This is a genomic window from Burkholderia sp. APQ4-4ca (genome assembly GCF_057837105.1).
In genome coordinates, this window is the sequence record NZ_JBYQCG010000067.1 from 64,098 (window position 1) to 74,135 (window position 10,038).

At 67.4% G+C, this 10,038-nt stretch carries 9 protein-coding genes and 1 pseudogene; 7 read left to right on the forward strand and 3 right to left on the reverse strand.

Going from position 1 to position 10,038, the window contains the following annotated elements:
• The first annotated feature begins 42 nt into the window (after window positions 1-42).
• Window positions 43-483 carry a hypothetical protein gene (locus AC3IFE_RS04940; RefSeq protein ID WP_489189767.1) on the forward strand — a complete coding sequence of 147 codons (441 nt, stop codon included), beginning with the start codon at window positions 43-45 and terminating at the stop codon, window positions 481-483.
• A gap of 306 nt (window positions 484-789) precedes the next feature.
• On the opposite strand, the gene AC3IFE_RS04945 is transcribed toward AC3IFE_RS04940, so the two are convergent.
• Window positions 790-1,113 carry a DUF1840 domain-containing protein gene (locus AC3IFE_RS04945; protein ID WP_006489103.1) on the reverse strand — a complete coding sequence of 108 codons (324 nt, stop codon included), beginning with the start codon at window positions 1,111-1,113 and terminating at the stop codon, window positions 790-792.
• A gap of 200 nt (window positions 1,114-1,313) precedes the next feature.
• On the opposite strand from AC3IFE_RS04945, the gene argS reads away from it, so the two are divergent.
• The 6 genes from argS to AC3IFE_RS04975 all read left to right on the forward strand — a co-directional run bounded on the left by argS (window position 1,314) and on the right by AC3IFE_RS04975 (window position 9,509).
• On the forward strand, window positions 1,314-3,095 hold the full coding sequence (gene argS, locus AC3IFE_RS04950; RefSeq protein ID WP_489189768.1) for an arginine--tRNA ligase: 1,782 nt from the start codon (window positions 1,314-1,316) through the stop codon (window positions 3,093-3,095).
• Between the two features lie 120 nt (window positions 3,096-3,215).
• Window positions 3,216-4,109: an SPOR domain-containing protein gene (locus AC3IFE_RS04955; RefSeq protein WP_489189769.1), complete on the forward strand. Its 894-nt coding sequence runs from the start codon at window positions 3,216-3,218 to the stop codon at window positions 4,107-4,109.
• 70 nt (window positions 4,110-4,179) lie between these two features.
• Window positions 4,180-4,818, forward strand: a complete 639-nt coding sequence (locus AC3IFE_RS04960; protein ID WP_089468578.1) for a thiol:disulfide interchange protein DsbA/DsbL — start codon at window positions 4,180-4,182, stop codon at window positions 4,816-4,818.
• 19 nt (window positions 4,819-4,837) lie between these two features.
• A complete protein-coding gene (locus tag AC3IFE_RS04965; protein ID WP_489189770.1) occupies window positions 4,838-5,611 on the forward strand; it encodes an SDR family oxidoreductase in 774 nt (257 codons plus the stop codon).
• A gap of 444 nt (window positions 5,612-6,055) precedes the next feature.
• The gene (locus AC3IFE_RS04970) at window positions 6,056-7,660 is read left to right on the forward strand and encodes an ABC transporter substrate-binding protein (RefSeq protein ID WP_489189771.1); all 1,605 of its coding nucleotides are present in this window, start codon (window positions 6,056-6,058) and stop codon (window positions 7,658-7,660) included.
• Window positions 7,661-7,850: 190 nt separating this feature from the next.
• The gene (locus AC3IFE_RS04975) at window positions 7,851-9,509 is read left to right on the forward strand and encodes an ABC-F family ATP-binding cassette domain-containing protein (RefSeq protein ID WP_489189772.1); all 1,659 of its coding nucleotides are present in this window, start codon (window positions 7,851-7,853) and stop codon (window positions 9,507-9,509) included.
• A 7-nt stretch (window positions 9,510-9,516) separates the two neighbouring features.
• Here AC3IFE_RS04975 and AC3IFE_RS04980 read toward each other — a convergent pair whose 3' ends face one another.
• Entirely contained in the window at window positions 9,517-9,774 is a 258-nt protein-coding gene (locus tag AC3IFE_RS04980) for a DUF6429 family protein (RefSeq protein WP_489189787.1), read from the reverse strand.
• A 30-nt stretch (window positions 9,775-9,804) separates the two neighbouring features.
• A pseudogene (locus tag AC3IFE_RS04985) lies at window positions 9,805-10,038 on the reverse strand (hypothetical protein); the annotation flags it as partial.

Consider the following 10,038-nt stretch of genomic DNA (forward strand, 5'->3'; position numbering starts at 1 on the left):
CCCGATCCAGGGGCACGTCGCACAACGACTCACTTCATCAGGATGGTGCTCGTCCTGTTCTCGTGCCACTGCTTCACACGCAGCTTCAAATGGAACGGACGCACCCGCGATGCCATTTTGGACGACGAGATATACGACGACGGCCGCGAGACACGCGTGCTCTGCGCGGACCGGTATCGCGCGTCACGGAAGCTGCTGCGCGGCATGATCGTCGGGCTGGCAACGCGCCGGATCGTAGTCGCCGATGAACGGCAACCCAATTTCGTGACGGTGGAAGCGGTCGCATCGGACGGCACGCAACGCGTGTATGCGGTGTTCTTCGAGGTTTCGAAGGACCGGATCAGGAAACGCCGGCTCATCCTGCGCGTACAGTCGGCCTGCATGCTGGATGGCGGCCTGAACCGGCGCCAGCGGGAAGCCCGGAAAGTCGCGTTGCGCACGTTGCTGCGCGCAAGCCTGGAAGGCCGCAAGATCCGGGCGTAGAAAAACCAACGGCCGCCTTTCGGCAGCCGTCGCATGCGGGATTCTCTTTCCGTCTTTCGACGAAATACCCACTCCAGGTGGGACCCGGTTGCCCGGGCGGCGCTATGTTTTCGCACCCGCTTTCACATAGTCTTGCGTTGAGTTGTAAGGAATTTCACCCGCCGGTCAAGGCAAGCGCCACGCTGCCGCCCCGATTTCGCGCCCGTCTTCCGCTCGGCGCGGCTTTCATCAGACAAAATAAAAAGCCCGCTCAAAAGCGGGCTTTTTGCTTTCCGGCGAACCGTCCGATCCGCCAAGCAAGGAAGCTCAGAAGCCCCAGTGCACGTCGGCCTGGCCGGCCTTCGCTTCGCGCAGCATCGTCAGGAACGGCGCGACGCGCTGGGCCAGGCTCGGCGGCACTTCGTGGTGCGCGTGGTCGGCTTCGTCCTCGTGGAAATGGCCGGCGTGCTCGGCGCGCTCCTGCTTCGCCTGCGCGACCGCGCCTTCCAGCTTGGCGATCGCGTGGTCCAGTTCGTCGTGCGTAATGACACCACGCTCGCCCAGTTGCTTGCCGACGAGACCCAGCACATACACGGCGAAATCCTTCAGCACGTCGAGATCCTGTGCCGCCTTGCTCTTGAACGTAATCATGACAATTCCCTTTTCATCTTGTTGTGCCTGCGCGGCGCGGTTGGGGAACGCCAGCAGACCGGCGTCCGGCCTCGCGGACGCGGGCCGCCTGAGCGGCATATTAGCACCTGTTAAAATTCTGCGATCCCTGAAACGCGCGCTTAAAAAGCGCGCCGGCGGACCGGCGTTTCCGGCCGCCACCAACGAAGCCTTCTACCAGCATGCTGCCAGCACACAAACAGACCCTCGAAGCCCTGCTCGCGGATAGCGTCAAGCAGGTCGCACACGCGCTGAAAGGCGCCGACGCGGCATTCGTCGCCCCCGCCATCACGCTGGAGCGCCCGAAGGTCGCCGCGCACGGCGACGTCGCGTGCAACGTCGCGATGCAGCTCGCGAAGCCGCTCGGCACGAACCCGCGCCAGCTCGCCGAGCAGATCGTCGCCGCGCTCACCGCGCAGCCGGCCGCGCAAGGCCTCGTCGAAGCCGCGGAGATCGCCGGCCCCGGCTTCGTCAACCTGCGCCTGTCGGCCGCCGCGAAGCAGGCGGTGATCGCCGCCGTGTTCGACCAGGGCCGCGCGTTCGGCACGTCGGATCGCGAGAAAGGCAAGCAGGTGCTGCTCGAATTCGTGTCGGCCAATCCGACCGGCCCGCTGCACGTCGGCCACGGCCGCCAGGCCGCGCTCGGCGACGTGCTCGCGAACGTGATCGCGAGCCAGGGGTACGCGGTGCACCGCGAGTTCTACTACAACGACGCGGGCGTGCAGATCGGCAACCTGGCGATCTCGACGCAGGCGCGCGCCCGCGGCCTGAAGCCGGGCGACGCGGGCTGGCCGGAAGCCGCGTACAACGGCGAATACATCGCGGACATCGCGCGCGATTACCTGAACGGCGAAACGGTCGCCGCGTCGGACGGCGAGCCGGTCAAGGGCACGGGCGACGTCGAGGATCTCGACGCGATCCGCAAGTTCGCGGTCACGTACCTGCGTCGCGAACAGGACATGGACCTGCAGGCGTTCGGCGTGAAGTTCGACCAGTACTACCTCGAGTCGTCGCTCTACAGCGAAGGCCGCGTCGAGAAGACGGTCGACGCGCTGGTCAAGGCCGGCATGACCTACGAGCAGGACGGCGCGCTGTGGCTGCGCACGACCGACGAAGGCGACGACAAGGATCGCGTGATGCGCAAGTCGGACGGCACGTACACGTACTTCGTGCCGGACGTCGCATACCACGTGACGAAGTGGGAGCGCGGCTTCACGAAGGTGATCAACATCCAGGGTTCGGACCACCACGGCACGATCGCGCGCGTGCGCGCCGGCCTGCAGGGGCTGCACGTCGGGATCCCGAAGGGCTATCCCGACTACGTGCTGCACAAGATGGTCACGGTGATGCGCGACGGCCAGGAAGTGAAGATCTCGAAGCGCGCGGGCAGCTACGTGACGGTGCGCGACCTGATCGAATGGTCGGGCGGCGCGGCCGCGGGCCAGGAAGCGGCACCCGACCTGATCGACGAGGCGACCATCACGCGCGGCCGCGACGCGGTGCGCTTCTTCCTGATCTCGCGCAAGGCCGATACCGAGTTCGTGTTCGACATCGACCTCGCGCTGAAACAGAACGACGAAAACCCGGTCTACTACGTCCAGTACGCGCATGCGCGGATCTGCTCGGTGCTCAACGAACTGAAGTCGCGCTACAACGTGGACGTCGCGCAACTGCCGGGCGCGGACCTGTCGCAACTGACGAGCACGCAAGCGGCGTCGCTGATGCAGAAGCTCGCCGAGTATCCGGACATGCTCACGCACGCGGCGAACGAGCTGGCGCCGCACGCGGTCGCGTTCTACCTGCGCGATCTCGCTGGCGAATTCCACTCGTTCTACAATGCGGAGCGCGTGCTGGTCGACGACGAAGCGCCGCGCAATGCGCGCGCCGCGCTGCTCGCCGCGACGCGGCAGGTGCTCGAGAACGGCCTGGCGGTGCTCGGCGTATCCGCGCCCGCCAAGATGTAAGGATGTCAGCGCGGCCCCGAACCGGGCCGCGAATGGCCGCGGCAGCACCCGCCGGCGAATGCCCGCCGCCGGATGCTCGCCGCAGCCCTCTCACGATTCTTTTTGCAGGTGACTCAAGCAATGGCACAACCACGCCGAACTTCGAAGCAATCGAAACAAGCAGGAGGGACATTTCTTGGAATCGTGCTGGGCCTGATCGTCGGCCTCGCGATCGCCGTGGTGGTGGCGCTCTACATCACGCGTTCGCCGTCGCCGTTCGTGTCGAAGGTCGCGCCGCCGCCGGCCGACAACGGCGCGAGCCAGCCGCAGCAGTTCGACCCGAACCGCGCGCTGCAGGGCAAGACGCCCGGCCAGCCGGTGCCGCAGGCCGCGCAATCCGCGCCGCCCAACACCGCGCCCGGCCAGGCCGCGAACCAGACCCAGGGCGGCCTGCTGCCCGAGCCGCAGATCGTCGAAGTGCCGCCGTCGGGCAACGCGAACGGCGCCACCGGCTCGAACAACACCGCCGCGTCGAACAATCCGTCGTCGGGCAACGGCGTCGCCGTCGCGCCGAAGCCGGCCGACACCACGCCGCCGAAGAAGACACAGCAGGCGCAGCAACAGCAGCAAGGCGGCGAGGACGACCTCGCACGCTTCGCCGCGCAGAAGCAGGCGCAGCAGGCCGCCGCGCAAAAGCAGCAGCAACAGCAGCAGGCCGCGAACACGCCGAAGCCGACGTCGTCGGCCGCGGCCGCGGCGGCGGCAACGGCGAAGCCGCCGACCGCGAACGACGCGAACACCGGCTACTTCCTGCAGGTCGGTGCGTACAAGACGGAAGGCGATGCCGAGCAGCAGCGTGCGCGCCTGGGCTTCCAGGGCTTCGAATCGAAGGTGTCGAAGCGCGACGTCAGCGGCGTGACCTATTTCCGCGTGCGCGTCGGCCCGTTCTCGAAGTTCGAGGATATGAACTCGGCCCGTCAGCGCCTGTCCGATGCAGGTGTCGACACGGCGGTGATCCGCTTCACGAAGCAGTAAGCCAACCGGCCGCGCCCACGCAGAACCCGTTACGTTCCGTAACCCGAGCAACTGATTCGACGTTCACAACATGAAAAAACTGCTTAGCACGCTCCTTCTGTCCCTGGGTCTGGCCGCGGGCCTCGCGCAGGCCACGCCCGCCGCGCCGGCCGCCGGCAAGGACTTCGAGGTGATGAAGTCGCCGCAGCCGGTGTCCGCGCCGGCCGGCAAGGTCGAGGTCATCGAGTTCTTCTGGTACGGCTGCCCGCACTGCTACGAATTCGAGCCGACGATCGAGGCCTGGGTGAAGAAACAGGGCAACAACATCGACTTCAAGCGCGTGCCGGTCGCATTCCGTGACGATTTCATCCCGCACTCGAAGCTGTACTACGCGGTGTCCGCGCTCGGCATCTCGGAGAAGGTCACGCCGGCGATCTTCAACGCGATCCACAAGCAGAAGAACTATCTGCTGACGCCGCAGGCGCAGGCCGACTTCCTGGCCACGCAGGGCGTCGACAAGAAGAAGTTCATGGACGCGTACAACTCGTTCAGCGTGCAGGGCGAGGTGAACCAGTCCGCCAAGCTGCTGAAGGACTACGCGATCGACGGCGTGCCGACGGTCGTCGTCCAGGGCAAGTACAAGACGGGCCCGGCTTACACGAACAGCATCCCGGGTACCGCGCAGGTGCTCGACTTCCTCGTGAAGCAGGTTCAGGACAAGAAGCTCTGATCCCCGCCCGCGCGCCGGCATGACTACTCCGCTGAAGGTCTTCATCACCGGCGCGTCGAGCGGCCTCGGCCTCGCGATGGCCGAGGAATACGCCCGCCAGGGCGCCACGCTCGCGCTCGTCGCGCGGCGCACCGATGCACTCGATGCGTTCGCGCGGCGGTTCCCGAAGCTGTCCATCTCCGTCTATTGCGCCGACGTGCGCGACGCCGATGCGCTCGCGACGGCCGCCGCGTCGTTCATCGCCGCGCACGGCTGCCCCGACGTCGTGATCGCGAACGCGGGCATCAGCCAGGGCGCCGTCACCGGTCAGGGCGACCTCGCGGCGTTCCGCGACGTGATGGACATCAACTACTACGGGATGGTCGCGACGTTCGAGCCGTTCGTCGGCCCGATGACGGCCGCGCGCCATGGCACGCTGGTCGGCGTCGCGAGCGTCGCCGGCGTGCGCGGGCTGCCCGGCTCGGGCGCGTACAGCGCGTCGAAATCGGCCGCGATCAAGTATCTGGAAGCGTTGCGCGTCGAACTGCGGCCGGCCGGCGTCGGCGTCGTGACGATCGCGCCCGGCTACATTCGCACGCCGATGACCGCGCACAACCCGTACCGGATGCCGTTCCTGATGGACGCCGACCGCTTCGCCGCACGCGCGGCGCGCGCGATCGCCCGGCAGCACGCGTTCCGCGTGATTCCGTGGCAGATGGGCGTCGTCGCGAAGGTGCTGCACGTACTGCCGCGCTGGCTGTACGACCGCCTGTTCGAGAAGGCGCCGCGCAAGCCGAAGGCCGGCGCGCACTGAGTGCGTCGCGGATCCGGCGCGCGTCGCGCGCCGGGGCGCGACTTGATCGTCGCGGTCGGATCGCGCGCCGCCGAGCGGATTCCCATCCTCCCGCATTCCCGCATTCCAGACGCCCTGCCGCACCACGCGTCGCGCGTCGCTGGCGCGATCGTATCCGTTTCGTCGATCGAGTCGCGCCCCGTATTTGCCCAGCGCATCGCGATCGACTGTCGCCTCGACGCCGTCGCCTCGCGCATCGCTCCTAACCTGCCCGCACCGCCGCCCCAACACGCGTTTCGTCGCGAACGCAGCCGTTTGTCGCTCAATTCACCACGTTCCGGCGCCTTTTTCCACGCGTCGCGCGCTTTGACGGTATGCTATTTGCAAGCCGCGCCGGCCGCTCCTCGACCGCGCCGCGCCTGCCTCCGTCATCCAGCGAAAAACACACGCCACGTGGGAGATCCTATGCACGTCAAGCTGTTCGCCGCGGCCGCCGTGGCCACGACCCTCGCCGCCCTTGCCGCCCCCGGCGTCGCCGCCGCCAAGCCGCTCACCGTCTGCACGGAATCGAGCCCGGACGGCTTCGACGTCGTGCAGTACAACTCGCTCGTCACGACCAACGCATCGGCCGACGTGATCTTCAACACGCTCGTGTCCTACGACGAAGCCGCGAAGAAGGTCGTGCCGGCGCTCGCGGACAAATGGGAAGCGAGCGCCGACGGCCTCACGTACACGTTCCATCTGCGCCCGAACGTCGCGTTCCAGACCACCGACTATTTCAAGCCAGGCCGCACGCTGAACGCGGACGACGTCGTGTTCACGTTCTCGCGGATGCTCGACGACGCAAACCCGTGGCATAAGGTGGCCGGCGCGAGCGGCTTCCCGCACGCGCAGTCGATGGGCCTCGTGAAGCTCGTGAAGTCGGTCACGAAGGTCGACGACAGCACGGTGAAATTCGTGCTGAACGAGCCGAACGCGACGTTCGTGCCGATCCTGACGATGGGCTTCGCGTCGATCTACTCGGCCGAATACGCGGACCAGCTGCTGAAGGCCGGCAAGCAGGCCGACCTGAACGCGAAGCCGGTCGGCACCGGCCCGTTCGTGCTCAAGAGCTATACGAAGGACGCGCTGATCCGCTACGACGCGAACCCGACGTACTGGGGCACGAAACCGAAGGTCGACCGGCTGATCTATGCGATCACGCCCGACCCGTCGGTGCGCCTGCAGAAGGTGAAGGCCGGCGAATGCCAGCTCGCGCTGTCGCCGAAGCCGCAGGACGTGCTCGCCGCGAAGGGCGAAAGCGCGCTGAAAGTCGTGCAGACGCCCGCATTCATGACCGCGTTCGTCGCGCTGAACACGCAGAAGAAGCCGCTCGACAACGACAAGGTGCGCGAGGCGCTGAACCTCGCGTTCGACCGCGCGACCTATCTGAAGGTCGTGTTCGACAATACCGCAACGGCCGCGAACAACCCGTATCCGCCGAACACGTGGAGCTACGCGAAGGACGTCGCGCCGTATGCGTACGATCCCGCGAAGGCGAAGCAGCTGCTCGCGCAGGCCGGCTTCCCGAACGGCTTCTCGACGACCATCTGGACGCGCCCGACCGGCAGCGTGCTGAACCCGAACCCGAAGGTCGGCGCGGAACTGCTGCAGGCCGACCTCGCGAAGATCGGCGTGAAGGCCGAGGTGAAGGTGATCGAATGGGGCGAGCTGATCAAGCAGGCGAAGCTCGGCCAGCACGACATGCTGTTCATGGGCTGGGCCGGCGACAACGGCGATCCGGACAACTACCTGTCGCCGCTGTTCAGCTGCAATGCGGTGAAGTCGGGCATCAACTTCGCGCGCTTCTGCGATGCGCAGCTCGACAAGCTGATCGCCGACGGCAAGTCGACCGCCGATCAGGCCAAGCGCGCGAAGCTCTATGAAAGCGCGCAGAAGATCATCCACGACGAGGCGCTGTGGATCCCGCTCGGCTACCCGACCGCGGCCGCGTTGACGCGCACCAACGTGAGCGGCTATCACGTGAGTCCGTTCGGACGGCAGAACTTCACGACGGTCGCCGTGCAGTAACCGTGCGTGGCGCGCAAGCGACGGCGTTCGCGCCGCTCGCTTGCGGCCCGCGTGCCGCGCTTGCTACACTGCGCGCCTATTCCTCATACCGAACGCCAGCCAAAGTGAACGACTAAGCCTTCCCGAAATGTTTTCGCCGCCCGTGCCACGCACGCCGCGCGAAGGTCTTCATGCATTTTTGGAGGTGCTTATGGCTGCAGCCACGCCCACCGGCGCGCTCGTCGCGCTTCATCACGTTTCCTTCCGCTTCGACGACGGCGTCACGCTGTTCGATTCGCTCGACCTGTCGATCGATCGCACGCCGACCGGCATCGTCGGCCGCAACGGCGTCGGCAAGAGCCTGCTCGCGCAACTGATCGCCGGGCAGCGCACGCCGAGCGCGGGGACGATCGAGCGGCATGCGCACGTCGTCTACGTCGCGCAGCAGCATGATCACGACCTCCACCGCGACGACGCGGCGGCCGGCCCGCCGACCGTCGCGCAGATCGCCGCGCTCGATGCGCCGCTCGGCGCGCTCGCGCGTCTCGCGGACGGCCGTGCGACACCGCACGACTTCGACCTGATCGGCGATCGCTGGGATCTCGCCGAACGCCTGCGCACGGCGCTCGACACGGCCAGCCTGCACGACGTCCACGCCGACACGCCCGCGCATGCGCTGAGCGGCGGCCAGCTCGCGCGCGTCGCGCTGATCGGTGCGCTGCTGTCGGGCGCCGGCCTGCTCGTGCTGGACGAACCGACCAACCATCTCGACACACCGGGCCGCGCGTGGCTGCGCGCGGCGCTCGACGGCTGGCGCGGCGGCGTCGTCATCGTGAGCCACGACCGTGGGTTGCTCGCCGGCGTGCAGCGCATCGTCGAGCTGACGCCGCACGGCGCGCGCTCGTACGGCGGCAATTACGCGCTCTACCGTGCGCAGCGCGACGCGCAACAGGAGGCCGCGCACGCGGCGCTCGACCATGCGCGCACCGAGCGCGGGCGCGTGCGGCGCAGGCTCGAACAGGAACACGACACGATCCAGCGCCACGCGGCCGCATCGCTGCGCGACGCGAAGACGGCCAACCTGTCGTCGATGGCGCGCCAGAGCCGCAAGGGCGCGGCGCGCGCGATCATGGGAACGGTCCGGCGTCATCAGAGCGACTTCAAGGCGACGCTCGACATACGCGTGCAGGAAGCGGCCGCGCGCGTCGAAGCCGACGCGCCGGTGCTCGTCTCGCTTCCGGGCACGGAAGTCAGCGCGCGCCGCCAGCTGTTCACGCTCGAACGCGCGCGATTGCCGTGGCGCGTCGCGGGCGACGCCGACACGATCACGTGGTCGGCGAGCGGCGCCGTGCGCATCGCGCTGACGGGCCCGAACGGCTGCGGCAAGTCGACGTTGCTGAGGATGCTCGCGGGCGAGCTCGCGCCGCACTCAGGTATCTGCACGACGCACGTGAGCGCCGCGTATCTCGACCAGCGGCTCGCGCTGCTCGACCCCGAACGCTCGATCGTCGAGCAACTGGGCGCGCTCGATACGCCGCTCGCCGAAGGCGACCTGCGCAGCCGTCTCGCGCTGCTGCAGCTCGACGCGGCGCGGGCGACGCAACCGGCGCGGCAACTGAGCGGCGGCGAACGGCTGAAGGCCGCGCTCGCGTGCGCGTTGTGGCGCGGCACGCCCGCGCAATTGCTGCTGCTCGACGAGCCGACCAATCACCTCGATCTCGAATCGGTGCGCGCGATCGAAGCCGCGCTGGCCGGCTTCCCCGGCGCAATCGTGGTCGCATCGCACGACGCCGCATTTCTCGCGGCGCTCGAACCGACGCACACGATGCAGTGGGATCGCGGCGGATGGCGTTACGAACCCGCCACATGAGTGAGGACTACGCTTGCTCGTCCGTCCGCGCATCGTCCGATGCGACGACAAACAGCCGGGCGAAAAGGCGCTCCGACGCACGCAAGCCTTCATCGGTGAGGACGACGGATTTCGCCTTGTTGAGCGGATCGCCGATCAGCCCGCGCTCGTGCAATCGACTCAACGCGTGCCAATCGAAGCTTTTCCACGGGCGATTACCGTCGTGCAACGTCAGATGAAGAAGCGCGAGCACGGTGTCGTCGACGGCCCGCACATCGATATTCACCTCCATCTACCCTCCCTTCCGCCGGCCGCATCACGCGCCGAGCTTCTCGAGCAGCTTGATGAAGTTGCGTTTCGCCCGGTAGGTCTTGCGAATGGCTTCCAGGTCCGCGTCGAATGCCGCCTCCTGACGATGCGCAACCCGGAGCCCACGAATCTCGCGCACGATACCGAATGCCTCGTCGTACCGCGCACTGCCCGCGCCATGGTCGAGCGCGAACGGCAGATACCGGTGATACAGCGCGATCGCGTCGTCCGGATGCGTCTT

Coding starts and splice junctions, on each gene's coding strand:
- AC3IFE_RS04940 (WP_489189767.1), top strand. CDS start 43: ATGGTGCTCGTCCTGTTCTCGTGCCACTGCTTCACACGCAGCTTCAAA.
- AC3IFE_RS04945 (WP_006489103.1), bottom strand. CDS start 1,113: ATGATTACGTTCAAGAGCAAGGCGGCACAGGATCTCGACGTGCTGAAG.
- argS (WP_489189768.1), top strand. CDS start 1,314: ATGCTGCCAGCACACAAACAGACCCTCGAAGCCCTGCTCGCGGATAGC.
- AC3IFE_RS04955 (WP_489189769.1), top strand. CDS start 3,216: ATGGCACAACCACGCCGAACTTCGAAGCAATCGAAACAAGCAGGAGGG.
- AC3IFE_RS04960 (WP_089468578.1), top strand. CDS start 4,180: ATGAAAAAACTGCTTAGCACGCTCCTTCTGTCCCTGGGTCTGGCCGCG.
- AC3IFE_RS04965 (WP_489189770.1), top strand. CDS start 4,838: ATGACTACTCCGCTGAAGGTCTTCATCACCGGCGCGTCGAGCGGCCTC.
- AC3IFE_RS04970 (WP_489189771.1), top strand. CDS start 6,056: ATGCACGTCAAGCTGTTCGCCGCGGCCGCCGTGGCCACGACCCTCGCC.
- AC3IFE_RS04975 (WP_489189772.1), top strand. CDS start 7,851: ATGGCTGCAGCCACGCCCACCGGCGCGCTCGTCGCGCTTCATCACGTT.